The 26,420-nt window shown below is 39.4% G+C and carries 22 protein-coding genes; 12 read left to right on the forward strand and 10 right to left on the reverse strand.

All coding sequences use genetic code 11. The features are described from left to right. Nucleotide 1 precedes the first annotated feature (1 nt). From H5154_RS13965 to H5154_RS14005, 9 genes are all read left to right on the forward strand, one after another. Nucleotides 2–430 carry a nuclear transport factor 2 family protein gene (locus H5154_RS13965; protein ID WP_145235859.1) on the forward strand — a complete coding sequence of 143 codons (429 nt, stop codon included), beginning with the start codon at nt 2–4 and terminating at the stop codon, nt 428–430. Beyond that, entirely contained in the window at nt 430–1,140 is a 711-nt protein-coding gene (locus tag H5154_RS13970; RefSeq protein ID WP_182718654.1) for an SDR family NAD(P)-dependent oxidoreductase, read from the forward strand. Before H5154_RS13965 ends, H5154_RS13970 begins: the two co-directional genes overlap by 1 nt. Beyond that, nucleotides 1,137–2,393 carry an NAD(P)/FAD-dependent oxidoreductase gene (locus H5154_RS13975; protein ID WP_182718655.1) on the forward strand — a complete coding sequence of 419 codons (1,257 nt, stop codon included), beginning with the start codon at nt 1,137–1,139 and terminating at the stop codon, nt 2,391–2,393. Before H5154_RS13970 ends, H5154_RS13975 begins: the two co-directional genes overlap by 4 nt. Beyond that, on the forward strand, nt 2,386–3,120 hold the full coding sequence (locus tag H5154_RS13980) for a DUF1365 domain-containing protein (RefSeq protein WP_182718656.1): 735 nt from the start codon (nt 2,386–2,388) through the stop codon (nt 3,118–3,120). The genes H5154_RS13975 and H5154_RS13980 overlap by 8 nt, the downstream gene beginning before the upstream one ends. Nucleotides 3,121–3,146: 26 nt before the next feature. Continuing rightward, entirely contained in the window at nt 3,147–4,409 is a 1,263-nt protein-coding gene (locus H5154_RS13985) for a cyclopropane-fatty-acyl-phospholipid synthase family protein (protein ID WP_182718657.1), read from the forward strand. Beyond that, nucleotides 4,387–4,899 carry a DUF2878 domain-containing protein gene (locus tag H5154_RS13990; protein ID WP_182718658.1) on the forward strand — a complete coding sequence of 171 codons (513 nt, stop codon included), beginning with the start codon at nt 4,387–4,389 and terminating at the stop codon, nt 4,897–4,899. The genes H5154_RS13985 and H5154_RS13990 overlap by 23 nt, the downstream gene beginning before the upstream one ends. Before the next feature lie 44 nt (nt 4,900–4,943). Continuing rightward, nucleotides 4,944–5,435 (forward strand): chalcone isomerase family protein, encoded by a 492-nt coding sequence (locus tag H5154_RS13995; protein ID WP_182718659.1) that lies wholly within the window; start codon nt 4,944–4,946, stop codon nt 5,433–5,435. Nucleotide 5,436: 1 nt separating this feature from the next. Further along, nucleotides 5,437–5,970 carry a DUF3833 domain-containing protein gene (locus H5154_RS14000; RefSeq protein WP_149980180.1) on the forward strand — a complete coding sequence of 178 codons (534 nt, stop codon included), beginning with the start codon at nt 5,437–5,439 and terminating at the stop codon, nt 5,968–5,970. Between the two features lie 208 nt (nt 5,971–6,178). Then, complete coding sequence (locus H5154_RS14005) at nt 6,179–6,454, forward strand: HU family DNA-binding protein (RefSeq protein WP_145235830.1); 276 nt, start codon at nt 6,179–6,181, stop codon at nt 6,452–6,454. Nucleotides 6,455–6,523: 69 nt separating this feature from the next. On the opposite strand, the gene ilvN is transcribed toward H5154_RS14005, so the two are convergent. Beyond that, nucleotides 6,524–7,021, reverse strand: coding sequence for an acetolactate synthase small subunit (ilvN, locus tag H5154_RS14010; protein ID WP_149980181.1), 498 nt, complete (start codon nt 7,019–7,021; stop codon nt 6,524–6,526). Then, entirely contained in the window at nt 7,021–8,745 is a 1,725-nt protein-coding gene (locus H5154_RS14015; protein WP_145235824.1) for an acetolactate synthase 3 large subunit, read from the reverse strand. Before H5154_RS14015 ends, ilvN begins: the two co-directional genes overlap by 1 nt. A 473-nt stretch (nt 8,746–9,218) precedes the next feature. On the opposite strand from H5154_RS14015, the gene H5154_RS14020 reads away from it, so the two are divergent. Next, nucleotides 9,219–12,251, forward strand: coding sequence for an immune inhibitor A domain-containing protein (locus tag H5154_RS14020; RefSeq protein WP_182718660.1), 3,033 nt, complete (start codon nt 9,219–9,221; stop codon nt 12,249–12,251). Nucleotides 12,252–12,315: 64 nt separating this feature from the next. Here H5154_RS14020 and H5154_RS14025 read toward each other — a convergent pair whose 3' ends face one another. The 6 genes from H5154_RS14025 to H5154_RS14050 all read right to left on the reverse strand — a co-directional run bounded on the left by H5154_RS14025 (nt 12,316) and on the right by H5154_RS14050 (nt 19,529). After that, nucleotides 12,316–13,323 carry an isocitrate dehydrogenase gene (locus H5154_RS14025; protein ID WP_182718661.1) on the reverse strand — a complete coding sequence of 336 codons (1,008 nt, stop codon included), beginning with the start codon at nt 13,321–13,323 and terminating at the stop codon, nt 12,316–12,318. 345 nt (nt 13,324–13,668) lie between these two features. Then, entirely contained in the window at nt 13,669–15,357 is a 1,689-nt protein-coding gene (locus H5154_RS14030; protein ID WP_182718662.1) for a hypothetical protein, read from the reverse strand. A gap of 10 nt (nt 15,358–15,367) precedes the next feature. Next, a complete protein-coding gene (locus H5154_RS14035) occupies nt 15,368–15,751 on the reverse strand; it encodes a DUF3192 domain-containing protein (protein ID WP_149980185.1) in 384 nt (127 codons plus the stop codon). A gap of 69 nt (nt 15,752–15,820) precedes the next feature. Then, nucleotides 15,821–16,594 (reverse strand): flap endonuclease Xni, encoded by a 774-nt coding sequence (xni, locus tag H5154_RS14040; RefSeq protein WP_182718663.1) that lies wholly within the window; start codon nt 16,592–16,594, stop codon nt 15,821–15,823. 14 nt (nt 16,595–16,608) lie between these two features. Then, complete coding sequence (ppnN, locus tag H5154_RS14045; protein ID WP_149980187.1) at nt 16,609–17,952, reverse strand: nucleotide 5'-monophosphate nucleosidase PpnN; 1,344 nt, start codon at nt 17,950–17,952, stop codon at nt 16,609–16,611. A gap of 41 nt (nt 17,953–17,993) precedes the next feature. Continuing rightward, the gene (locus H5154_RS14050; protein WP_404687826.1) at nt 17,994–19,529 is read right to left on the reverse strand and encodes a diguanylate cyclase; all 1,536 of its coding nucleotides are present in this window, start codon (nt 19,527–19,529) and stop codon (nt 17,994–17,996) included. Nucleotides 19,530–19,746: 217 nt separating this feature from the next. Between H5154_RS14050 and H5154_RS14055 the strand changes: the two genes are divergently transcribed. Continuing rightward, nucleotides 19,747–21,531, forward strand: a complete 1,785-nt coding sequence (locus H5154_RS14055; RefSeq protein WP_182718664.1) for a M61 family metallopeptidase — start codon at nt 19,747–19,749, stop codon at nt 21,529–21,531. A gap of 21 nt (nt 21,532–21,552) precedes the next feature. On the opposite strand, the gene H5154_RS14060 is transcribed toward H5154_RS14055, so the two are convergent. After that, nucleotides 21,553–22,353 (reverse strand): glycosyltransferase family 25 protein, encoded by an 801-nt coding sequence (locus H5154_RS14060; protein ID WP_182718665.1) that lies wholly within the window; start codon nt 22,351–22,353, stop codon nt 21,553–21,555. 217 nt (nt 22,354–22,570) lie between these two features. Here H5154_RS14060 and H5154_RS14065 point away from each other — a divergent pair, with 217 nt between their 5' ends. Continuing rightward, the gene (locus tag H5154_RS14065; protein WP_182718666.1) at nt 22,571–24,730 is read left to right on the forward strand and encodes a S46 family peptidase; all 2,160 of its coding nucleotides are present in this window, start codon (nt 22,571–22,573) and stop codon (nt 24,728–24,730) included. A 150-nt stretch (nt 24,731–24,880) separates the two neighbouring features. Here the strand turns inward: H5154_RS14065 and H5154_RS14070 are convergent, their stop codons facing one another. Then, nucleotides 24,881–26,302 (reverse strand): ATP-binding protein, encoded by a 1,422-nt coding sequence (locus H5154_RS14070; protein ID WP_310736616.1) that lies wholly within the window; start codon nt 26,300–26,302, stop codon nt 24,881–24,883. Nucleotides 26,303–26,420: the final 118 nt, after the last annotated feature.

Raw genomic sequence — 26,420 nt, forward strand, 5'->3', positions numbered from 1 at the left:
TATGAGCAACCACAGAACAGATAAATTTATCGCGATATACCAAAAGCTAAGTAAAGAAAATCTACATTTACTGAGTGATATTTATGCTGCAGACATTCACTTTTCTGATCCATTGCATGAAGTCGATGGTTTAGCTGACTTACATCAATATTTTGCTAAACTTTATAGTAATGTTATTGAATGCACGTTTGATATCAGTGATGCTGTTAGTGTAGGCGATAATGCTTTTGTTTACTGGACTATGTATTATCGCCATCCAAAGCTTAGTAATGGCCAGCAAATAGCCGTAGCAGGCCATAGCAAGTTAACATTTACTGGTGACAAAATCAGCCTTCATAAAGACTACTTTGATGCTGGTGCATTACTTTATCGACATATCCCTATTCTCGGTTCAATTATTAAATACATAGATAATAAGGCAGCGGAATAATGATCACGCTTATAACAGGTGCAACATCAGGTATTGGTGAACAACTTGCGAAACTGTATGCGCAAGCCGGGGATACAGTGATCGCTTGTGGGCGTAACCAAGAAAAACTAAACGAACTTGCGCAACTAACGAATATTGAAAGTTGTCAGTTTGACGCTACTGATTTACAAGAAATACGAAGTAGCACTGTTGCTTATACGCAATTTGATCGCGTTATTCTTAATGCTGGCAATTGTGAGTATATCGATGATGCGCATAATTTTGACAGTGCATTGTTTACCCGCGTTGTTACTACTAATTTGCTTTCGATGGGTTACTGTCTTGAGGCTTTACTACCGAGGATAAAGTCCGGTGGTCAGTTGGTGATTGTCAGTTCAAGCGTAACTTATTTACCGTTACCGCGCTCACAAGCATATGGCGCATCAAAAGCTGGGGTCAGTTACTTAGCAAAAAGTTTAGCCATTGATTTAGCTGATATTGACGTAACCTTAGTGCATCCAGGCTTTGTTAAAACACCGTTGACTCAAAAAAACGATTTTCCAATGCCAATGGCAGTTACTGCAGAAAAAGCGGCAAATTATATTATCAAAGGGGTCGCTAAGCGCCGCAAAGAGGTGCATTTTCCTTATCGTTTTACCCTTATTTTAAAATGTTTACGCATGTTGCCGCTGCCAATTTGGCTCATGCTTGCAAAAGGATTAAGTCGTTGAAAAAAATAGCAATTATAGGTTCTGGAATTGCAGGATTAAGCTGCGCGCATTTGTTGCACAAAAAGTATGATATTACGGTATTTGAAAAAAACAACTACATTGGTGGGCACACCGCAACGATAGATATACAGGTTGATGGTGTTAAGCGTGCTATTGATACTGGCTTTATTGTTTTTAATGATCGCACTTACCCTTATTTTGAAAAGCTGTTAAAGCGCATCGGCGTTGAACGACAACCGACAGAAATGAGTTTTAGTGTGCATAATCAGCAAACTGGTTTTGAATATAATGGCCACACCTTTGCCAGTTTGTTTGCTCAAAAGCGCAATATATTTCGTCCGCGTTTTTGGAAGTTACTTAGTGATATTGTGCGTTTTAACACCTTGTGTAAAAAACTATATCATGACAACGACTACCAAAGTGAGCAGATGCTAGGTCAGTTGCTCGACCAACACGGTTTTAATGATTTTTTTCGTTACCATTATATTTTGCCGATGGGCGCGGCTATCTGGTCAACAAGTATTAAAGAAATGAGTAATGTTGGCGTTGAGTTTTTTGTAAAATTCTTTTTCAATCATGGCTTATTAGATATTACTAATCGTCCGCAGTGGTATGTTATTCCCGGTGGTTCAAGGGAATATATCAATCCATTGATCAGTGGCTTTAAAGATAAAATAAAATTGAACACGGATATACAGTCTATTTTTCGCACCCCGGAGCAGGTGTTGATCCGATTGAAAAATGGTACCGTTGAGCAATTTGATAAAGTTATTTTTGCTTGTCATTCTGATCAAGCTCTCGCTTTACTTGAAAACCCAAGCACAGATGAAAAAGCAATTTTATCAGCCATTCCCTACACTGAAAATTCAGTGATTTTGCATACTGACACTGCTTTGCTGCCAAAACGTAAAGCCGCATGGGCAAGTTGGAATTATCTACTTACCGATAATCTTGATAAAGCTGCTGTTGTAACTTATCAAATGAATATTTTGCAAGGCATAACAAGTAAAACGCAATTTTGTGTCACGCTTAATCACCGCGAGGGAATTGATAAAACTAAAATACTCCGAGAATTTACGTATCATCATCCAGTATTCAATAAAACTTCTATTGCTGCTCAGCAACAAAAACAGCTTATTGATGGAGCCAACAACAGTTATTTTTGTGGCGCTTATTGGTATAACGGATTTCACGAAGACGGCGTGAAAAGCGCTGTAGATGTTGCTCGCAAACTTGGGGTTGAATTTGAATAGTGCACTTTTAATCGGTGATGTTCGTCATCACCGATTAGCAATTAAAGCGCATAGCTTTAATTATCAGTTGTACATGATGTGGGTTGATCTTAATGCTCCTCAGCAACTTGATGGTGTTCACCCTTGGCTTGGTACAACAGGCTTTAAAGCGCTTAAATTTAAACAATCCGATTATCTTAATCGTGATTTAGATACTCAACAACCAATCAAACAACGAGCAATTAATAAAATTGTTGAGCTGGGGATTACTGATCCGTTTAGTAATGTCTATATGCTCGGGCAGCTGCGCTGTTTTGGGGTGTATTTTAGCCCAGTTAACTTTTTCTTCTATGAAACGGCTGATGGCGATTTTCCCTATATGGTTGCTGAAGTGAGTAATACCCCCTGGAACGAGCGACACTATTACTTGGTTGATTTACACAGGAAAGTGAACTTTAAAAAGGCTTTCTCCGTATCACCATTTATGAGTTTAGATATGGATTACCACTGGAAAGTGCGTTTAACAAAGCACAATACTATGATCCATATAGAAAATAAAAAAGATAATACGCTATTATTTACTGCCAGTTTGCGTTTACAACGCCAGTCACTCAGTCGTGCTGCGGTTACTGCGTTACTGAAACGTTTTCCTGCCATGACCATCACTGTGATGAAAGGAATTTACGTACAGGCGTTTAAACTATTTTGTAAGCGAGTGCCTTTTTTAGGTCACTCAGGCAAGAATTGATAAGCTAAAATAATGAAGGTCATGAGATGGAAAAAATATCCAGTTTAGCTGATAACGCATCAAGTAGCTTGTTAAGTAAGCTGTATAAAAAGTTAGTCATTGGTGCGTTTGATAGCATTGAAGTTGGCGCAATTACCCTAGTTGATGGTAACGACGTTCAACACTTTGGTGATCCTCAAAGTCACTTGCAGGCTAAAGTAGTTGTTAATAATCCGGCAATGTATAAAGCATTTGCGCTCTCTGGCAGTGTCGGAGCTGGCGAAGCTTATATTTTGGGCCAGTGGGAATGTACTAACTTAACTCAGTTGATTGAAATTTTTGCCATTAATCAGGCTCAACTGGACCAATTTGAACGTAAGTTTGCGTTTATTAGTAATCTTTACAATCGAATAAATCACCGTAAAAACAAAAATTCTGAGCAAGGTTCAAAGAAAAACATTGTTGCTCATTACGATTTAGGCAATGAGTTGTATTCATCATTTTTAAGCACTGAAATGCTTTACTCAAGCGCTGTCTACCCATCAAAAGATGCTTCTCTTGAGCAAGCACAAAGTCATAAGCTTGATTTAATCTGCCAACAAGTAGATTTACAACCCGGTGAAACGGTTATTGAAATTGGCACAGGGTGGGGAGCGTTTGCCATTCATGCTGCAACACATTATGACTGCCACGTTACTACTACAACTATTTCTGATGAGCAACATGCGTTTGTGGCAGAAAAAATTATCCAGTTGGGGCTTGAAGATAAGATAACCTTATTGAAACAAGATTATCGTTTACTCGAAGGCAGTTACGATAAGCTAGTGTCAATAGAAATGATAGAAGCGGTTGGTCATGAATACCTACCCAGCTTTTTCAAAAAATGTAATGACTTACTCAAAGACAGTGGTGCAATGCTGATCCAAGCAATTACAATTGCTGATCAACGCTATCAACATTACCTGAAAAATTCTGATTTTATTCAGCAGTATATCTTCCCTGGTGGTTGTTTACCGTGTATTGATGAAATGAATAAGCAAATAAAAAGTCAATCAGACATGGTGGTACACAGCATTAACGATATCGGCGTTCATTATGCAAGAACCTTAGCTGATTGGCGCACACGGTTTATCGCAAGCTGGCCAGAAATCGACAAAGTTAAGTTTGACCAGCGCTTTTATCGATTATGGTTATTTTACTTAGCTTACTGTGAAGGCGCATTTAGGGCGCGAGTAACCAGTACAGTGCATTTAGTTGCCCGTAAACCGCGTTTTAACCATTCAAGTGATGACATTGCGCTCAGTTATTAATTTTTTGCTGTTTCAAGGAGTGTGGTTTTTAGCATTATTCCTTGAGCAGCGCGCTATCATACCGATTTTATTAATCATCATAGTGATGTTATGTCTGTCGCAACAAAAGCAACAAGATATGCTGTTACTGTGCTATGGCTTAATGATCTCGTTAAGCTTTGAATATTTGATGGTTGAGGTTGGCTTTTTATCTTTTAGTATATCGCCCTTTCCATTGTGGTTTGTATTACTTTGGTGTGCTTTACTGTTAACCATCAATACATCAATGCAATTTTTGCATCGCACGCCTTGGTATTTAGCGCTGTTGCTCTGTGCAGTTTTTGCCCCCGCAAGTTATATTGCTGGTGCACGCTTTGGGGCGTTAGAGGTTCATCCTGTAGTTTGGCAATTTTGGCTTATATATGGTTTAGCTTGGTCGTTTATGTTCAATTTTATCAGGATTATAAATACATACAGCAAAAAGTACCTGTTAGTTTCTGAACATAAATGAACATACAGGTGTAACTATTTAACTTAGAAATTTGGAGTCCGGTAATGATAGCAAGATTAACTAAAGGGCTAATTATTTTAAGTGTATTGGTATGCAGCCGAAGCTTTGCTGCTGATTTTAAAGTGGTCGGTGAGGCTCGTTTTGAGTATCTATTTTGGGATGTTTATCAGGCGCAGTTAGCAACCCCATCGGGGAGCTATCAGTTTGGCAATCACCCCACTAAACTGACATTGACCTATTTACGCGATTTTGCTGCCAAGGACATAATCAAAGCGACGAACGAACAATGGCAGCATTTGGGCAAAAAAGAGATCATTAAAAAATACGATGCACAGTTAGCTGCGCTTTGGCCGGATATCAAAAAAGGTGAATCGCTATCGTTCATTACGGATGAAAATGGTATTGGCACATTTTATTTTAATGATAAAAAGCTAGGGGCTATAGAGCAAAGTGGTTTTGCGGATGACTTTTTAGCTATTTGGCTTGATGCTAATACCTCTGAGCCACAGATGCGAAAACAACTAATAGGGCAATAACATGAAGCGAATTACTATATTATTTTTACTTAGTTGCACATTTTTATTAAGTAGCTGTGCTGCGCCAGATGTTGAGTATTACCAAGGAAGTCAGCCAGAATTTAATTTTAAACAATTTTTTAATGGCAAATTGAAAGCCTATGGCGTTGTCCAAGACTTTAAAGGTGAAGTAACCCGTAAGATGGTCGTTGACATGAATGCGAGTTGGGATGGCAATAACGGCGTTATAGAGGAAGATTTCGTTTACGACGATGGTGAAACCCAACGCCGAGTGTGGAAAATAACACTCAATGCTGACAATACTTTAACTGGCACTGCAGGTGATGTGATAGGTATCGCGAAAGGAAAAAGTAATGGCAGTGTATTTCATTGGCAATATACCCTTAAATTACCCTATGGAGATGACACCATTGAAGTTAATTTAGATGATTGGATGTATCTGGTAACACAATCGCGCTTGATTAACCGTACAGCTATTGATAAGTTTGGCATTGAGGTTGGGGAAGTGACCTTAGTTATCGAAAAAGTTGAATGATAAACAAATTGTCATATTGATTTATTAAATACTGCTTAAATTCATTGTTGGTTAATCTTTAAATCAATATTTATTTCGGCAATTATTTAAAATTTACTCATTTTTTAAGAATTTACGCGAAAAAAGCATTTTGCTGTTGCCAATACTTAAAAAATGCATAAAGATAGGTTTTGCGAAGGCAAAATAATAACGAATAGGAATTTAACAAATGAATAAAGCTCAATTAGTTGAAAAAATCGCTACTGATGCAGAAATCTCTAAAGCAGCAGCTACACGCGCACTTGACGCATTCACTGGTGCTGTTACTTCTTCTTTAAAAGAAGGTAATTCAGTTGCACTAGTTGGTTTTGGTACTTTCTCTGTAAAAGAGCGTGCTGCACGTACTGGCCGTAACCCACAAACTGGTGCCGAAATCCAAATTTCAGCGGCAACTATCCCAAGCTTTAAAGCAGGTAAAGGTCTTAAAGATCAAGTTAATCCTTAATCAATTAGATTGGTTAAATAAAAAAGGGCTAATTAGCCCTTTTTTTGTATCTGCTCATTAATCTAAGGTTTAAGCTTTTAGTGCTTTATCACCGCGGCCAATACCTACCGCACCAGAGCGTACAACTTCAATTATGTCTGTCTCATGACGTAAGGTATCTAAAAACGATTCAATTTTATCTGTGCTACTAACAAGCTGCAATGTGTAGCTGTTGCGACCCATGTCTAAAATAGCACCTTGGAATACATCGACCACTCGCGTTACTGCCGCTCTTTTAGCTTCATCTTGAGCGAATACTTTTACTAATAGCAGCTCACGTTCAATATGCGCCATTTCAGTTAGATCAATAATTTTTAATACATCAACTAATTTATTAACCTGTTTAGTGATTTGCTCAACCACACGGTCATCACCCATGGTAGTGATAGTAATGCGTGATAAAGAATGATCGTCTGTTGTGCCAACGGTTAAACTATCGATGTTATAAGCTCGTTGTGAGAATAGGCCAACAATACGCGACAATGAGCCTGGTTCATTCTCAAGTAAAATAGATAATATACGACGCATTATGCTTTCACTCCTTTACGTAACCACATTTCATCAACTGCTCCAAGCTTAATTTGCATTGGGTATACATGTTCATTTTCATCAACAAGAATATCTAAAAACACTAAACGGTCAGTGATCGACATGGCTTTATCGATTGCCGGCTGTAGTTCATCAAGAGTATTAACGCGAATACCGACATGGCCATAACTTTCAGCAAGTTTGACGAAATCAGGTAACGATTCCATATACGACGATGAGTGACGACCGCCGTAGACCATATCTTGCCATTGACGCACCATACCCAGAGAGCGGTTATTCAGTGACACCACTTTTACAGCCAAGTTATATTGTAAACATGTCGAAAGTTCTTGAATGTTCATTTGAATCGAACCATCACCGGTGACACACACTGATTCTTTATCCGGGAACGCAAGTTTCACTCCCATTGCCGCTGGCAGACCAAAGCCCATAGTGCCAAGACCCCCTGAGTTGATCCATTGGCGCGGGTTTTTAAACGGGTAGTACTGCGCCGCAAACATCTGATGCTGACCTACATCAGAGCTTATATAGGCATCACCATTGGTAGCTTTATAAATTGCTTCAATGACGGCCTGAGGCTTTATTTTATCGCCCGCAGTGCTGTAGCTTAAACATTTTTGTTCACGCCAGCTAATGATCTGACGCCACCAATCTTCTTGAGCACTACGATCAATTTTGATTGGACTTTTATCTATGGCTGTCTGTAATTGCTCAAGTACGGTTGATAAACAACCGACGACTGGAATGTGGGCTTTGATCGTTTTTGAAATAGAGGTCGGATCAACATCAACATGAACAATCGTCGCATTGGGACAAAATTTCTTCACGTTATTGGTTACCCTGTCATCAAATCGGGCGCCTAGAGCTAAGATCACATCGGCATTTGCCATCGCCTTATTTGCTTCAAGGCTCCCGTGCATACCTAGCATACCAACGAAATTAGGGTGAACCCCGGAAATACCGCCCAATCCCATTAAGGTATTAGTGATTGGTGCATTGAGTGATTCAACCAAATGAGTCAGTTGCTCTGAAGTGTTAGAAATAATAATCCCGCCACCAGAGTAAATGACCAGTTTTTTAGCTTCTAAAATAGCGGCAACGGCTTTGCGAATTTGCTTTGGGTGGCCTTTGGTATTTGGGCTATAGGTTCTCAGCTCTGTGGTTGCTGGAAACTCAAAATCAAATTTAAGTGCAGGGTTTAACATATCTTTTGGCAGTTCTACGACCACAGGACCTGGGCGTCCAGTACTTGCAATATAAAATGCTTTAGCCAAAATTTTAGGAATATCTTTTGCGCTACGACAGTTAAAACTGTGTTTTACGATTGGCCGAGAGCAACCAACAATATCGGTTTCTTGAAATGCATCATCACCAATTAAGTTAGTCGGCACTTGACCGGATAGCACTACCATAGGAATAGAATCCATATAGGCTGTAGCGATCCCCGTGATACAGTTTGTCGCACCTGGACCTGATGTTGCTAATACTACGCCCACTTCACCTGTGGCACGTGCATAACCATCAGCCATATGGGTTGCTGCTTGTTCATGACGAACTAAAATATGCTCAACATCATCTTGCTGAAATAATGCATCATAAAGATCTAATACTGAGCCACCGGGGTAGCCAAATATATATTTTACCTTCAATGCCTTTAATGCCTGAACAACTAGTTCGGAGCCATTATATTGTTGTGTACTCATCCTCATTCCTCTGTGCAATTACCGTATAATTTAAATGCATAAAAAAACCCCCGCTTAGGGCGGGGGTTTTTAAAAAGCTATTTCACCTTCTAATACATCCCCGCTGGGCTTAAAACTAAGACCAGTACGAGTACAGTGACTAGGTGAAATTGATATTTCATAACGTTATTTTTCTTCTCGGTATTTGTTATATAAGTTCAAATGAGTTATTGCGCTGAGATAGCCGAATAACTCATTTAGTCTACAAATTTAATAGTCTTATTTTTAAAGGTTTTGCCAGCTAATGTCAACAGCCAAAACGGCAATGTTGCATTAAAATTCCAAATTAATTGTTTTTATATTTAAAAGTTGCTTTAAATTGCATTTTTAACCGTTAAAAGCAAAGAAATTATGCTTTTTTGAAGCGTGGCGATATTCACTGTATATCTATAAATGTAATGTAAGTATATAAATTATTCGCTATTATTATCGTTATGGAGTTGTTGATAGGTGATCCTGTGAAATACTCACAATTGTTATGTGGCCTGACTTTGGCATTGTTAAGTCAACAGAGTGTGGCAAAACCACAAAATAGTAGCCCAACTGATATTGGGGTCGTTAACAAAGAGCGAATTTTATATTGGTTAGATAAACGCGGGCAGCTTGACGATAAAATAGCGCATGACAAATTATTGTCTGATTATATTGGCCGTGGTGAATCGATGCATTCACGTCGGCAGCTTAACCCTCAAGTTTTAACCCAACAACGAAAAATGGCTCAGCGCTTAGCGAGTGTGTCTTCGCAGTTACCTAACTCGACGCACAATACCGTAAAAGTGTTGGCTATATTGGTTGATTTTCCTGACTTACCTCATGATGATAATGGCTTAGCCGCAGTTGATAGCGATATGTACTACTCAAGCTATAGTCAGCAGCATTACCAACAAATGTTGTTCGCTACTGATGGTTACTCAGGTCCACAGCAGCAACCGTTGCAAACAGCGTATCAATACTATCAGCAAGCCTCAGGGGAAAGCTTAGCATTTACGGGTCAAGTTTATGGCTGGGTAACAGCCGATAATGATGCGAAAAGTTATGGGGCTCGCCAAGGGGGTAATAATGATATTGATGCCCCTAGTTTAGTGCATGAAGCGGTAGAAAAAGCCGTAGCCAAATTTAATATTAATTTAGCCGATTATGATTTAACAGATTTGGATGATCGTGATGGTGATGGGATCACCAATGAACCTGATGGGATTATTGACCATGTTATGATTTTCCACTCGAGTATAGGTGAGGAAGCCGGTGGTGGCGTACTGGGTACTGATGCAATTTGGTCACATCGTTTTTATGTGTACGACCAAAACAATCAGCCAAGTGCGGTTGATGGCAGTAGTATTCGTTTATTTGGTTATACTATAAATCCTATCGATGCTGGTATTGGCGTGGTGGTACATGAGTTTGGTCACGACTTAGGTTTGCCTGATGAATATGATTTAACCGGCAGTGCGCTGGGGGAGCCAGTTGCGCTTTGGTCTGTGATGTCTGGTGGTAGTTGGGCAGGCTCACCTCGTGGCTCACAGCCGGTGATGTTCAGTCCTTATGCACTCGAGTACTTACAAAACCGTTATCAAGGAAACTGGCTTAATCAAACGACGATATCGTTAGACGAAATCGATACCAATCAACAGCAAATACTTCGCCATAGTAGTGGGGTATCAACTGAATTAAACCAGTTAAAAATCACCCTACCAACCAACTTACAACCGTTTTATCAAGCAGTAGAAGGGCACTTGCAATACTACTCTGGCAGTGGTGATAATGTTTCAAAAAGTATGACATTTACAGTTAATATACCTGCAAGTACGCAGCCTACTTATCTTGATTTAAGTGCCTATTACAGCATTGAAACGGATTATGATTATGCTCAAGTATTAGTAAACGCACAGCCTATTGCTTCGCAATATACTCAAGCAGTCAATCCATTTTATGGAGACATTGGTCCATATATAACAGGGTCTTCAAGTTCAGTAAATGACGCTCAGCAGCCGAATAATTATTTACGGCATCGTTTTGACTTATCAGCTTATGCTGGTCAAACAATCACACTTAGTTTTAACTATAAAACGGACACTTATACTCATTATTTTGGTCTAGTGGTTGATGATATGACCATTAGCCAAGGTGATACTTTCGTTTGGCAAGATAATGCAGAGCAGTCAACACAAGCACAACTTGATGGCTTTAGCCGAGTGGGGGATCACATCTATGCAAAACCACACAATTACTATTTACAGTTACGTAGTTATTTAGGAATAGATAGTGGTTTACAAGTTGAGCAGTATTCACCGGGTTTATTACTTTGGTCTGCTAATGAACAGTATACAGATAATAATACTCCTGAGCATATTGGTGAAGGGTTTATATTGGTTGTTGATGCCGATCAAAATGCCATTGCAAAAGGTAATAGCAGCGCACCTGCCAGTACTACGATTCAGTTAAGAGATGCTGCTTTTAGTCTTTATGATCAGCGCCAAGGTTTAGGCGATACGCAGTTAACAGCAATCACTGAGTTTAATGATAATAATGATTACAGTTTTGCCACGCAACCGGCCTCTGGTGTAAAAGTTTCAACGTTTGGTTTTAATTTTTCTATTGTTGAGCAAGCGATTAATAATAGCTCAATTGAATTGAATTTAGGCTATACACCACAGTCTGGGATCAATGTAATTACTAATGATCTCGAAGCGAGTTTTGAAATTAAAGGAATGGCGTTGACCCCAACCGATAGTTTTAACTGGCAGTTTGGTGATGGACAAAGTAGTGATGAATTGAATCCAAATCATAAATTTGCCGATTACGGTAGTTACACTGTGGGTTTTACTCGTACTAATGAACAAGGGCAGCAGTTTCAAGAATCGATGACTTTTGTGCTTACTGCGCCGTTATCAATTTCTAGTGTGGATACCAGTATAGAGAAAGGCAATGTTACTGCAAAAGTCACTGTATCAGGTGGTCAAGCACCTTATGACTATGCATGGCAATTAGGTGATGGCTCAACTGCGAAAGGGCAGAGCATTAACTACCGCTATGAATACAGTGGCGATTATACCTTGAGCGTTATTGTAACTGATGCAAATGGCGCTATGCAGTCTTTTGCAACCCAAGTGTCGGCAAATGTATTACTTACAACACAGGCCAGTTACAGTGCAAAAGATTTACTGGTTAATTTTAACAGTGATACCAAAGGCGGGTTTAATAATTACACTTACAGTTGGGATTTTGGAGATGGCAGTGCTGTAAGCCAACGGGCTAATCCTACACATACTTATAACCAAGCGGGAAGTTATACAGTGACACTGATCGTGACTGATACCTCTGCAAAAGGCATAAAAAACACCTTACCGTCTAGCAAGCTTATGGTAACAGTGCAAAAACAAGTTGCCAGTTCAGGCTCCAGTGGCGGAAGTATATTTTGGTTATTGTTACTGCTACCGCTCAGTTTTCGAACAAAGAGACAAGCATAAACTAAGTGACAAAAAAGCCAGTAAATACTGGCTTTTATTATAATGCTAATAATCTAGGTTTGGTTTATAAACGGTCGATAACAGCTTGAGTGAAGTCAGTAGTACCGTGACTGCCACCTAAATCGCGAGTGGTACGATCACCCGATTTAATTACGTCAGCTACAGCACTGCGAATACGCTCTGCAGTTTCGCCCATTTCTAAATGCTCTAACATTTGAATAGATGCCAAAATAACAGAGGTTGGATTTGCTAAATTTTTACCAGCAATATCAGGTGCGCTGCCATGAACTGCTTCAAAGATTGCTGCATCTTCACCGATGTTAGCGCCAGGTGCCATACCTAAACCGCCTACTAGACCAGCACATAGATCAGATAAAATATCACCAAACAGGTTTGTAGTAACGATAACGTCAAACTCTTCAGGGCTCATTACCAGTTTCATACAGGTTGCATCAACAATCATTTCAGTTGATTCAATTTCAGGATAACGCTCAGCAACTTCACGAGCTACTTTTAAGAATAAACCTGAAGTTGATTTTAAAATGTTAGCTTTGTGAACCGCTGTCACTTTTTTACGACCTTCACGCACGGCTAGTTCGTAGGCAAAAGTAACGATTTTTTCAGCACCTTCACGGGTGATCATAGACATTGCTTGTGCTTCGTTGCCATCTTCTGATGTCACTTGGCCTAAACCTGAATACATACCTTGCGTATTTTCACGTACCGTGATGATATCAATGTCTTCATAACGTGCTTTGGTGCCAACAAATGACTTTACTGGGCGTACATTGGCGTATAAACCAAACTGCTTTCGTAATGTTACATTGATTGAAGTAAAACCTTCACCAACTGGCGTAGTTAGTGGGCCTTTAAGAGTAATTTTATTACGCGCAATAGTATCAATGGTATCTTGTGGTAATAATTCACCGGTCTTTTCTAGGGCTGCAAGACCTGCATCAACGAATTCATAATCAAAATCGCACCCTGCGGCTGTTAAGATCTCAAGGGCTGAATCAATAATACTCGGACCGATGCCGTCGCCTTTGATCACTGTGATGGTTTGTTTGGCCATGAACTTTTCCTATTACGAGTTAGAAATGCACGTAAATGTGACGCATTATTATACCAATCGACTTAAATATTTAACCATTCTAGCGTGCTAAATAAAGCGCTAACTGCGTTATGAATTTCTCAAGTAGAACAACTACATGTCGAAATTTATGCCTTGTTATCACTCTATTTATCTGTCGCTATAAATGGCTAGTAACTTAACACGATTGGTATTAAGCGATTACTTGTTAGATTATTTACGTGAATGAGTTTGAAAATACAAGCGGCTTTTATAGCAATTTATTCAACTTTTTGCCAGTAAAACCCACGAAAACGCACTAAATTAGTCACTATGTCTAATAAATATTCATACGCTATTGCTTAAACCTAGGCTTGGTAGCTGTGCATAAAAATCCTCGCTGGACTGCCAATCTAAGCGTTTTAACACTTGCTCAAAAGTGTGTGTTTGCCAACTACTTTGTATTACGTTGGGTTGATACACCTTAATAACGACGAGTTTTATTGCAACCCATAATTGTGCCTCTGCAGATAAGTGTTGTTTTTTTTGCTGCTCTGCATCTAAGAGCGCTTGTGTCCATGGATTGTCACCAAGCAATTCAAGTAAATAAGCCGATAAATGCCCACTATCATGAACCGTGACACCAAATAGCCACGCAAAGGGCATACTTACATCACTTTTAGGTGAGTGTTCATACACTGTCTTACGGCTAATTGTGGTGCTACAGTATTCAATCAAATAATTAACGTAACCATAAATAGGCAAAGCGAGGTGCTCGAACTGGTTGTGTTGATCACGACTTACCAGCTGGTTTAATAAACTTATTATTGCCTGTAAGCGTAATTGTATATGTTGCATTAATGGATGTGCTTGGTAGTTTACTAATTGCTCAAAGAGCACCCGTTGAATGATCGCTGGTGCATTGTATAAGCCGACCATTGATAAACAATGGCGTAAATCTTTGCCTGCTAGGTGCTCTTTATTATAAGGCTTCACTGCTTCACGAAGTAACTCAATTGTCGCTGGATGATTGTTGAGTAATTTAGCAAGGGCACTGTATGAGTATTCTTTTTGTATTTTAACTTGGCTTATCAGCATCAGTAATTGTTGTTTTTCAAAGTTTACAATTTCAACAGGGGGGGCTATGTGCTCATTGAACCATACGCTAAACAATAATCGCTTGTCTTTACTTGGGCGTTGCTTTGAATGTGATTCTAGCTTTGCCTTAACGCTATACCATTTGGTTTTTTGCTGCTCATGCAATGCAATTAATAAATCCCGTTGCTGGTGGTTTTTACCAATATAAGTGAGCTGCTGATCGCTATAATTAACTAAAGAGCCTGGCAGGTAAGGGCCAAAATGACCGATTAATGCTTTTAATGCTTGTTGGGCAAACAGGTTAGGAGTACGGATATAAATATCAGCCACTGCCTTATAGATATCAATATGATCATTTTGGGTACGATAGGTAATGTTCATCGCAATAATATTTGCTAACGCAACTAACGTCGTTGGTCCATCATAGATCATGATTTTTGGCGTGCTTAGCAAGGCCTGCTTATACTTATTTAAGCGCGCTAAAATACACGCAATATGGTCAGTGGGAACGTTAGCTGATTGCAGTAATTTTACTGCTAGCTGATGACGCGACTGCCATTGCTTTTTTTCTTGTTGGGTAAGAGGTTGGCGCAGGGCCAGCTTATTAGTTTGTGTTTGCACACATAAATAGTTAGTTAAACACACACAAATAAGCAATTGGCTGATTTTACTGTCGTAACTTAAACTGCGACAAAATGCGGCGACAATGACACATTGATTGACCACTAAGTTGGTTGTATAACCTTGTGTTTCTGCATATAGAGTAAGCTGGGCTTGTAGTGCATTTGGATGTGAATCATAGAGTTTATAATATTGCTCAGCTAGTTGTGTCAACAGCGGATAAATTTGTGGCCACTGACTTTTATTATTATAACGCCTTAATATTTGGTGAGTTTTTTCAAATAGGCTGGCAAGATCTTGTGCGCAGAGTGCATCCATAAGTAATTAATTACCCGCGTTGCTCAAATGCATCAAATGCACTTGGGCCCCACAAAATCAATTCGCCATTTTTAAACAGTAAACCAGTACACTCATCCATAGTCGTGATCCCATCTGATTTGATATGTTGAGTACGGTAAAAAATAATTTGCCATACTTCCTCTTTATCACGTTTCGCGAATGTTAGATCAGGACTGCCTAAATACTCTAAAACTGTGTTTAAGTTAGTCGGTGTTTCGACACTTAATTTAGCGATATAACGTTTATTGAACGCTTCTCGGTCTTGCCAGATCATCGCCTGTGGATCATCTTTATAAAAAGTAATGACCAAAGTAGCGATCAAGGCGTATACACCCAAACCTAATATGAGATAGCGAAAAACCTTCTTAAACATTGTGCACTCTTACGCTGAGACTTAAATTTAGTATACGCATAGTTCAAATCCAGTGCTACGTGAATGCGATTAATTGAGCCTTAACTGCTTTAAACTAAAGCCTAAGTTAATATCTGTACGTAAACCAACCAAATGTTTAGAGGTAATATAGTCAGCCATTCCTGTCGCTAACTTTTTACGAACTGCTGTAGAGAGCGTTTCATCCTCTACCGCCAATGTTATATCTGCGTGCTTACTAATAATCTCTTGTGCTGTTTTAGTACCAATTCCCTTAATACCCGGAATATCATTCGTTTTATCACCAGCCATTGCCCAAAAATCAATTAATCGAGCTTGCTCAACACCAAAACGTTGTACGATAGAGTGATGATCTAAATATTCTTTTTTAAAATAATCATACACATTAATATAATTATTTAAGCTAGGTAAAAACCCTTTATCAGTGGAGATAATTGTACTATACAACTGATTTTGCGCCATTTTATCGGCTAATGTCGCGATAATATCATCAGCTTCATCATTTACTGGGGCAAACACCACAATACCCGTTTGCTCAATCGCCTGTTTAAATTTATCTAATGAATTTTTCAGAGTTTCAGGCATGGGGGCACGGCTGCTTTTATATTGAGCGTAATAATGATACCGCCAGCTTTTATCACCATCAAATACAGCAATAGCATGCGTTGCTTGGGTGATCTTTATAAGTTTTTCACAAGCGTGAGCTACCCGCGCGCAGCAGGTATTTATCATTTGCTCATCACTGCCTTTGTTTTGATTACTATCAACTGCATAAATGCGCCTAATTAAATTAAGCGCATCGATTAAAAGTAACTGACCTGACACGAATACATTAACCCTTATGCTTTGACTTCATAACATGGAACATATTGACTGCCTGGGAGCTTCATCCTTCCTTGCTCAACAAATGCTTGCAGCAGTTTGTCCATGGCTTTCATTAAAGTCGGCTCACCGCTAATGATAAACCGGCCATGTTGTTTAATGGCTTGTATGCCTTCGTCTTTAACATTCCCTGCAACAATACCTGAAAATGCACGGCGCAAATTAGCGGCTAGTAATTGTTTTTCTTGGTCTAAATGTAAATCAAGCCCAGCCATATTGGCATGAGTTGGCGCGAAAGGTTGCTGAAATTCATTTTCAATTTTTAACGTCCAGTTAAAGTAATATGCATCGCCCTGACTCTTGCGGTAATCACGAACATTTGCCATTGCAGATTTGAGTTTGATCCCAACTAATTCGGGGTTATCAATAATAACTTCAAATTTATCAAGCGCCTCCTTACCTAACGTCATTTCAATGAACTGGCATAATTCGCTAAAGTAATTTTCACTTTCTTTCGGCCCAGTTAAAATAACCGGTAACGACTGTTTGGCATTATCAGGGTGAAGTAAAATGCCTAGTAAATACAATAACTCTTCAGCAGTGCCAGCGCCGCCAGGGAAAATAATTATAGCGTGGGCGGTGCGTACAAAGGCTTCAAGGCGCTTTTCAATATCTGGTAAAATAACCAGTTCATTGACGATCGGATTTGGTGGCTCTGCGGCAATAATACTTGGCTCTGTTAAGCCCAAATAACGGTTATTGGTGTTGCGTTGTTTTGCATGTCCAATGGTTGCACCTTTCATTGGACCTTTCATGGCACCGGGGCCACAGCCAGTACAAATATTTAAGCCACGTAAACCAAGCTCATAACCTACTTGTTTAGTGTATTTATATTCGTTTTCATTAATAGAATGACCACCCCAGCAGACAATCATACTTGGATCGCTATTAACGCGAAGCGCTGCGGCATTACGCAACATATCAAAGACCATATGAGTAATGGCTTTTTGTTCGGTTAAATCTTTTTCGTATTTTTGACAAATAAATAAAATATCACGAATAACAGAGAAAATATGTTCGTGGATCCCAGTGATTATTTCACCATCAACAAAAGCCGTAGTCGGAGGATTGAGTAGTTCAATTTTTATGCCTCGCTCACGGCTTAATAAGCGAATATCAAAATCTTGATATTTATTGTAAATCTCTGAGCTGGAGTCAGTATGACTGCCAACATTGAGAACAGCTAGCGCACAGTTTCTAAATAACTTATAACGCTCACTGGTAGACGATTGCTCTAATAAATCAACTTCGAGCTGCGACAGTAAATCTAACACACCTGTCGGGTTTAACTGTATTAACATAGGCGTTCTCCTTGCTATAAAAAGCACTAGGTCGGTCGCTGTTATTTATTGATACACAAGCGATCACGACCGGTATTTTTTGCTTTGTAGAGAGCATCATCGGCGCGGTCAAAAGCGCCCAATGGGGTATCACCTTTTTTAAACTGCGTGGCACCGACGGAAACTGTTATCTCTACTTGTTTATCTCTGAACTTAAACGGAATCCCTTTCACCGCTTTTCTTAGTTTTTCAAGAGGTTTTTTGGCATGCTCTAAGGGCATACCTGGCATTAATAAAACAAATTCTTCACCGCCATAGCGGGCTATAAAATCAGATTTACGAATTGACATTTGCAGCGCTTTGGCAATCACTTGTAACGTTTTATCACCCGCGCTGTGACCATATTTATCGTTGATAGACTTAAAGTGATCAACATCAATCACCACTAAGGTGACATCGGATTCTTGTACTGCAAACAAATGAAATTCGTGATGAAAGCGTTCGTCAAATGCGGCTCGGTTTGGCAGTTTGGTAAGGCCATCAAGCAAACTTTTAAAACGTTGCTCATGCAGGCGTTTTTTATATTTAGATAATTTAGTTTCAAGGCTGCCAATGCGTTGATTGATCTCTTGAAAACTGTTTAGCAACATATCGCGATCTTGCTGCTCGAGGCGCTCTTTTTCAATTAAGTCTTCACTTAACGATTTTAATTCGTTATCAACTAAGGCTTTTAATGATGAAATTGAAGTAGCATTTTGGGTTTGTGCTGTCAGATTGTTAATTTTATCTTCAATGCGCTTATTTAATGCAGTAAATTCAGCCCCCATTGCTTCTGAATGTTTACTTGTAGAAACAATTGAGTGGTGTAATTCTTCAAGCGTTTGGTTCAATGACACTAAAAAGCTTTGTGCAGATTGACGCTCTTTACTGATATTGTTGGCAATGATGCGAATAATATCGATTGCAGAGGTCAATAAATCATCCACTGAATCGGTTTCAGAGATATTATTTTTGATGGTTTTTACTTGATCTGCAGCTTCATCTTCAAATACTAAATCATTAGCTAAATTGAGTAACTCTTTTGCTAAATTAGGTTGCACAGCAGTTTGCTGGCATTCAGGAATAGTCAGTTTTACTTGTAAGGCTTGATGATAAATCGTCACTAAACGATTAAGGAGTGGAATGAAATCCCGCGTCGATTGCACATTATTCAGTTCATGATCCAGTAAATGACGCAATGTTCTGCGTGCATCATCTGGTAACCCTTTGGTTTTCTGCAGTAACTTGCCAGCATCGAGCACACTGTTATGAAGTTCACGCTGATGTGTGGCCTGTTGTGCTTCTTGATTTTTTAGCAGTGTAAGAATTTCATCGATCTGTGGCGCGAATAATTCAAAATCGACCCCTTTAGCCAGCGCACTACGAAACTTAGCTAAGCGATTATCAAGTTCAATGTCCATACCTTTACAGCTTAACGATAACTTAGCTGCAAAGTGTGTCAATGTGTCTACTTGATGCTTACGTGCATGTTCAACTACCATACGAGTATCAATGGCTTGTTTAAGTTTTTTATTTAAAACTTCGAGCTGTTGTGACACTAATAGTTACCGCCATTGATTAAATCTTACATGGTTGTAAGTTTACAACAAAAATTGCACAAATGTAGTCAGTAAGTCAAAAACTTAGCATTTGTTGATGATTTTTATTCATCGAACCTATCTGCACGTGTATTTATCGCTTTTAATTCACATTTTCTATCATCATTGTTAGGCTCACGCATAATAAAATCACTTGATATATGAATTAAGAGCCTCTATGAAAAAGTTTTTAGCATTATCGGTATTAGCCGCTTTATCTCACTCGGCATGGGCCGATGTTAATTATTCACTTGCTGTTACTCAACCTGAACATCATTTAGGCAACGTTAGCGTAGAATTTCCACAAACGGCACAAGCACATTTAGATGTAAAGTTGCCAGCTTGGCGAACAGGTCGTTACGAAATTTTGAACCTTGCAAACGGTGTGCGTTTTTTTGAAGCAACAGGCGATAATGGTAAAGCATTAAAATGGGAAAAAATTGATGCCAGTACATGGCGGGTACATTTAGATAAACCAACAGAAGTTAAAATTGATTATCAAGTGTATGCTAATGAGTTAGGTAAACGTGCGCGCCATATTGATGATAGCCACGCATTTATAGATGCATCAGGCTTTTTTATGTTTAGTGAATCATTTCGTCAAGAGCCAGTGACGGTTAAGCTAGATGTACCGAAAGCATGGCGCTCAGTATCGGGTATGGATAATGCAGGCTCAAAACATAGCTTTAAAGCCGCAGATTACGATGTATTAGTTGATTCGCCGATTGAAACGGGTATTAATGAACTCCATAAATTTGCCGTAGATGGCCGAGATTATGAATTAGTGATCTGGGGCAAGGGCAACTATGATGTTGAGCAAATGCTTGAAGATCTTAAGAAGCTGGTAGCAACAGGCAATATTATTTGGGATGCTTACCCGTACCAACGTTATGTATTTATGGTACATGCAACCTCAGGGGCAGGTGGTGCCACCGAGCATTTAAACTCAACGATTATTCAGCGTCCGCGTGACCGTTTTGGCTCGCGTGAAGACTATCTTGCATTTATTAGCACCGCAGCACATGAATTTATCCATACTTGGAACGTAAAAGCATATAGACCTGAAGGTTTAGTTCCTTACGATTACACGCATATTAATTACGATAAACTATTATGGATAGCGGAAGGTTCAACCAGTTATTTTGAAGATCATTTAATGGTGCGCTCAGGGATTGCCACGACGGATGAATTTTTAAACGTGTTAACGAAAACCGTCAACCGTCATTTATCATCGCCTGGGCGTGAGGTACAAAGCGCCACCGAAACCAGTTTTGATAAATGGATAAATCAAGGTGGTGACCATGCTCGTAACTACAGTACTAATATTTACTCAGAAGGTTCATTGATTTCGATGGCCCTTGATATTGATTTACTTGAGAACAGCCAAGGTAAGCAAAGCTACCGTGATATTCATCGTGCACTTTACAATCAATATAAAATGCCGCATGGCTTTACTGCAACTGACGTGAAAACTATTTTAAAACAGTTAACGGGCCGCGATTACAGCCAGTGGTGGGCAAATAATGTTGATGCACCAGCAGATATTGATTTTGACGCACTGTTTAAAAAAGTAGGCTTAATGTTAGAGCGTCCAAAAGATGCAAAAGCCGTTGCCAGTGTTGATGCGATGGCAAAAAATACCGGTGAGTTATTAACTTTAACTCATGTGCGTCGCGATGGCGCTGCATGGCAAGCGGGTTTGACCAGCGATGACAAAATTGTGGCAATTAACAAAAAGCATGTTGGTAAAGATTTAAAATCAAGCTTAGAAACATTTAAAGCAGGGGATAAAGTAACCATTGATTTTATCCGCCGTGATGCACTGCAAAGCACCACAATAACGCTAGCACAAAGCTTTGATAAAGATAAAAAGCTAGTTGCTGACAAACAGGCAACTGCACAGCAAATGGCATTATTTAAAGCATGGATGGGTGTAGAGCACCCAAACCTCGTTAAAAAATAAATACTATTTAATGATGCTAGGTTATGAGTAAAAAGGAGCTGCGGCTCCTTTTTTGCATTTAGGAGTAGTGGGTAAAGCACGCTTAGTTTGGGCAATAAATGCCGCCGTTGCAAAGTGATTGTTTACCGCACTACGGAGTTGCTGACCTTTACGCGCTAAAAACGATTTCTTTTCGCGCGCATTACTACGCGATTTGATATCACTTACCTGCTCACAATCTTGGGAGAATGGATACGGTAGTAATGAATAGCCAGCGACTTGAGTTTCCCAAATATGTTGTAGATCACAATCAACAGGGCGAGCAAACGTTTTAGTGGCAGCTAATAATTGTTTTGCACCTTGATAACTGATTGCAGTAGCACAACATCCTGTCATCAACTTTTTATGGATCACTAATCGTTGCTCAAACTGCAACGGTATCTGATAGGCGATTTTGCGAGTACGGTTTTGATAAGCTGAGAGTTTTATAAGTTGCCAAGCAAGCGGTAATTGCTCAATATTTTTAATTGCACTACCGATACTTGAATCTAAGATAAAGTCATCTTCGAGCACAATTGCGTAATCAAGTTTTCTATCGACAATGGTTTGCCACGCTTTGCGATGGCTCAAATAACAGCCAATCTGCCCAGCACTGAGCGGGTAGTGATATTCTTGTGTATTGAGGCTAGGACTGTAATTAATTTCTTTTTGTGCTTGCGTGAGCATGGCGCCATCAATTGCATCTATACGCTCAAAACTTAGCCCATGTGCGGTTAATTGTCGCTGGCTGTTTGCCAATCGCTCGGTTGAGCGAGCGAGGTTGATCAAAAAAATAGCAGTCATAGTTAGGCCGTGCATTACTAATAGTATTTAAATCCTAACGATTGAAAATGACTAAATGATTGCATTGTTGTGTTGTTTTTATTGCTAACAGAGCTCGATGAAATATTTGTTTTCAGTATTTTGTTACACAATAGTGTGGCTATTTTGTCGCAGAAATATTGACCTTGCTAAGGCTGCACGCGTAACCTGTTATAGAAACAATAAAAAGGATTAAAAAATGCGTTTAAAACCACTCATAGCATCACTTGCTATTGTAGTATCGGGCTCAACATTTGCTGATGAAGGCATGTGGCAACCACACCAACTTCCTGATCTAGAATCAATTCTGAAAGCCAAAGGATTAGAAATTGATGCAAAATCGATTTCTAAATTAACCGAGTTCCCAATGAATGCAGTGATAAGCCTTGGTGGCTGTACCGCATCATTTGTATCGCCAAAAGGGCTGGTGGTTACCAATCATCACTGTGCTTATGGTTCGATTCAATATAACTCAACACCAGAGAACAATATTTTAGAAAATGGTTTTTTAGCAACAACACCGGCTGAAGACTTACCAGCGGCACCCGGCTCTAGAGTGTATGTAACTGAAACAGTTACCGACGTGACCAAAAAAGTAATAAAAGGCACTGAAAAACTCAGCGCCAAAGCGCGCTACGACGCGCTAGAGAAAAACGAAAAAGCATTAGTGTCAGCATGTGAAGCTGACGATAATTATCGCTGTAATGTGTATTCATTCCACGGTGGTCTAGAGTTTTACTTAATCAAATCACTAGAAATTAAAGATGTACGCTTAGCATACGCGCCTGCCATGGGCGTAGGTAAGTACGGTGGCGATATCGATAACTGGATGTGGCCGCGCCATACCGGCGACTTTTCATTTTATCGTGCATATGTAGGTAAAGACGGCAAACCAGCTGAATTTAGCGAAGACAATGTACCTTATGTGCCTGACTCATATTTAAGCGTCAGTGCTAAAGGCGTCCAAGATGGCGACTTTGTTATGGTAGCAGGCTATCCTGGGCGCACTAACCGTTACCGCATTGCTGCTGAAGTTGATTATGTATTTAATACCAGCTATCCCAAATCACGCGAGCATAATTCAAAATATGTGTCTTTAATTGAAGAGAATTCAGAAGATGGCAGCAAAGCGCGTATTGCTTATGAAAGCACTATTGCGGGTTACAATAACTATATTAAAAACTACGGGTCAATGATAGAAAGCTTTAATAAAGGCACTATGTATGAACGTAAAAAGCAATTTGAACAAGATCTCACTGCGTGGATAAACAGCGACCGTAAGCGTAAAAAACAATACGGTAAAGTGTTAAATGAACTGTCGGCGCTAGTCGCTCAATCGCAACAGCACAATGATCGTGATCGTATGCTTGGCTATGTACACCGCTCACAAATGATCAGTACCGCACGTAGCTTATATCGCTTAGCGTATGAGCAACAAAAACCTGATAGCGAACGTGAATCTGGCTATCAAGAACGCGATTTACCACGCTTTGAAGCCGGTTTAAAGCGCATGAGTCGCCGTTTTGATGCAAACGTTGATAAAGCCATTTTATTACATTTTTTAGAGCTTTATGCTGCGTTACCTAAAGAAGAGCGTTTTGCAGAAGTAGATAAAGTTTTTGAATTAGAAAATGGCTTTGATAAAACCAAGCACAGTGCACTATTAGCAAAAATGTATGCTAATTCAACGCTAGATAATGAAGACGTTCGTATCGCGTTATCTACGCAATCATTTGCTGAACTTGAACAAAGCCAAGATGCATTTATGCAATACGCGAAGGCCATCTTTGCCGTAATGAAAGCTGAAGAAGACAAAGACAAAGCACTTGCCGGTAAACTACAAGCGGCGCGTCCACAGTTAATGAGTGCTATCATAGCGTTTAATGAAGCACAAAATAAACCTGTGTATGCAGATGCGAATAGCACATTACGTGTAACGTATGGCACTGTTGGAGGCTATTCACCGCAAGACGGTTTGATAGCAACACCGTTTACATCACTTGAAGGGCTACTTGCAAAAAACACCGATGTTGATCCATTTAACGCGCCTGAAAAACTGCAACAGCAAATCAAGGCTAAAATATTTGGTGATTACACCGGTGGCATGAATACCGTACCAGTTAACTTTTTATCAAACGTAGACACGACTGGAGGTAACTCAGGTTCACCAACACTTAACGGTAAAGCCGAACTGGTAGGCTTACTGTTTGATGGTGTGTACGAAAGTATTATTGGCGATTGGGATTATAACCCAGCACTTAATCGTTCAATCCACGTTGATTCACGTTACATGCTGTGGGTGATGGATAAAGTAGATAACGCACAAAACCTATTAGACGAAATGAAAATCGTAAAATAAGTAATCAGTAAAATAATAGGGCGCTTACCATAACGGTAAGCGCCTTTTTTAATAAGTATAATTTGTAATGACTTATGTCTACTTTTTGCTATGAGCGGAAGTTGATTTGCCGAAGCCGAACTGGCAATAAAGCACAAACAAAGCAAGTACTTACTTTATAAATGAGCTCAGAACACCGTATAGGGTAGCAATATCAATTGGTTTTGCTATATGTGCATCAAATCCTTGGCTTAAATAATCAGCAACGTCATCAATCATTACATTTGCGGTTAGTGCAATTATCGGTATATGCTTATTGAAATTAATGATATTTTTCATTGCTTCAACACCATCCATTTCAGGCATTTGTATATCCATAAGTATCAAATCAAAGTCCTTTTCTTTAGCTGCTTCTACTGCCTGTTTACCGTTATCTACAATAGTTAATGATGCATTAGTGCCTTCGAGCATTGACTGAATGACAATTTGATTGATTTCGTTATCCTCAGCAATCAGTATTTTCTTTCCCCTCAACGGCGGCGGAGTCATAGATTTTTGTACGAAAGAGCTGACACTCTTATTGGTTATAGTTAATGGTAATATGACTCTTATAGTGGTGCCTCTACCCACATTGCTTTTTACATCGATAGTGCCTCTCATCATAAGAATAAGACTGAGGGTAATCGACATACCCAGCCCAGTTCCACCAAATTTACGTGTTGTTGAGTTGTCTGCCTGTGAAAAACGATCAAATATACGAGCTTGAGCTTCCTCACTCATTCCAACTCCTGTATCAGCCACTTCAAGACTAATAGCCTGCTTTTCTTGGTAAAGAGTTTCGCTCAAGTGAATGTTTACGCTACCCTTTTCAGTAAACTTAACAGCATTCGACACAAGATTGAGTAATATTTGCTTAACACGGACAATGTCTCCTAACCAGTGATCATTAAAATTTTCATCAATATTACTGACAAGTTTAATACCCTTATTACTGACTATGCTGTCCACTTCAAATTTCACAGATTTAATTATATCGCTAATCGAGAAAGGCTCTTGCTCTAGGCTTAGTTTATTGCTCTCTATCTTTGAGTAATCCAAAATATCGTTGATAATGGTTAACAGCGATTTAGAAGACGATACTGCATTTTTAAGCATTACTTTGGACTTGGCATCGAGATACTCAGTATTGACCATCTGCAGTCCGCCTAAAATTGCATTCATGGGCGTACGTATCTCATGGCTCATATTTGACAAAAATTCACTTTTCGTTTGGGTTGCCTGCTCAGCTTTTTGCTTAGCTACTTCTAGCTCATTTATCGCATTTATTTTATCTGTAATGTCGTAATTTACACCGATGACTTTTAGAGCGTTGCCATCATTATCTCTAATAACTTCTGCGCTAGCTTTGATTGTTCTTACCTGCCCGTTTGGATGTACTACTCTAAACTCTGGATTAAAAGCACCTAAACCTGATACGGCATCCTCTAATTGTTTGTTAGACTCTTCCATATCATCAGGGTGAAGACTATGAGTCCAAGCTTCATAAGCACCAGAAAAACAATTCTCTGTAATGCCATACAGCTTGTATGTAATGGTCTAATGAAACTGGACAGGTTTATAGCGTAAAATGAGCTAAACCCAAAAGGTATCACTATGACCAGAAAATCAAAAGTAACACTCAGTGCACAACAAAAACTTGAATATGCCAAAT

Origin of the sequence: Pseudoalteromonas sp. SR44-5, from assembly GCF_014163675.1 — a bacterium.
GTDB classification, from domain to species: domain Bacteria; phylum Pseudomonadota; class Gammaproteobacteria; order Enterobacterales; family Alteromonadaceae; genus Pseudoalteromonas; species Pseudoalteromonas rhizosphaerae.

What these genes read in the sequence shown, in the direction of transcription:
- H5154_RS13965 (WP_145235859.1), top strand. Translation starts at nt 2, where the DNA reads ATGAGCAACCACAGAACAGATAAATTTATCGCGATATACCAAAAGCTA.
- H5154_RS13970 (WP_182718654.1), top strand. Translation starts at nt 430, where the DNA reads ATGATCACGCTTATAACAGGTGCAACATCAGGTATTGGTGAACAACTT.
- H5154_RS13985 (WP_182718657.1), top strand. Translation starts at nt 3,147, where the DNA reads ATGGAAAAAATATCCAGTTTAGCTGATAACGCATCAAGTAGCTTGTTA.
- H5154_RS13990 (WP_182718658.1), top strand. Translation starts at nt 4,387, where the DNA reads ATGACATTGCGCTCAGTTATTAATTTTTTGCTGTTTCAAGGAGTGTGG.
- H5154_RS13995 (WP_182718659.1), top strand. Translation starts at nt 4,944, where the DNA reads ATGATAGCAAGATTAACTAAAGGGCTAATTATTTTAAGTGTATTGGTA.
- H5154_RS14000 (WP_149980180.1), top strand. Translation starts at nt 5,437, where the DNA reads ATGAAGCGAATTACTATATTATTTTTACTTAGTTGCACATTTTTATTA.
- H5154_RS14005 (WP_145235830.1), top strand. Translation starts at nt 6,179, where the DNA reads ATGAATAAAGCTCAATTAGTTGAAAAAATCGCTACTGATGCAGAAATC.
- ilvN (WP_149980181.1), bottom strand. Translation starts at nt 7,021, where the DNA reads ATGCGTCGTATATTATCTATTTTACTTGAGAATGAACCAGGCTCATTG.
- H5154_RS14015 (WP_145235824.1), bottom strand. Translation starts at nt 8,745, where the DNA reads ATGAGTACACAACAATATAATGGCTCCGAACTAGTTGTTCAGGCATTA.
- H5154_RS14020 (WP_182718660.1), top strand. Translation starts at nt 9,219, where the DNA reads ATGGAGTTGTTGATAGGTGATCCTGTGAAATACTCACAATTGTTATGT.
- H5154_RS14025 (WP_182718661.1), bottom strand. Translation starts at nt 13,323, where the DNA reads ATGGCCAAACAAACCATCACAGTGATCAAAGGCGACGGCATCGGTCCG.
- H5154_RS14030 (WP_182718662.1), bottom strand. Translation starts at nt 15,357, where the DNA reads ATGGATGCACTCTGCGCACAAGATCTTGCCAGCCTATTTGAAAAAACT.
- H5154_RS14035 (WP_149980185.1), bottom strand. Translation starts at nt 15,751, where the DNA reads ATGTTTAAGAAGGTTTTTCGCTATCTCATATTAGGTTTGGGTGTATAC.
- ppnN (WP_149980187.1), bottom strand. Translation starts at nt 17,952, where the DNA reads ATGTTAATACAGTTAAACCCGACAGGTGTGTTAGATTTACTGTCGCAG.
- H5154_RS14055 (WP_182718664.1), top strand. Translation starts at nt 19,747, where the DNA reads ATGAAAAAGTTTTTAGCATTATCGGTATTAGCCGCTTTATCTCACTCG.
- H5154_RS14060 (WP_182718665.1), bottom strand. Translation starts at nt 22,353, where the DNA reads ATGACTGCTATTTTTTTGATCAACCTCGCTCGCTCAACCGAGCGATTG.
- H5154_RS14065 (WP_182718666.1), top strand. Translation starts at nt 22,571, where the DNA reads ATGCGTTTAAAACCACTCATAGCATCACTTGCTATTGTAGTATCGGGC.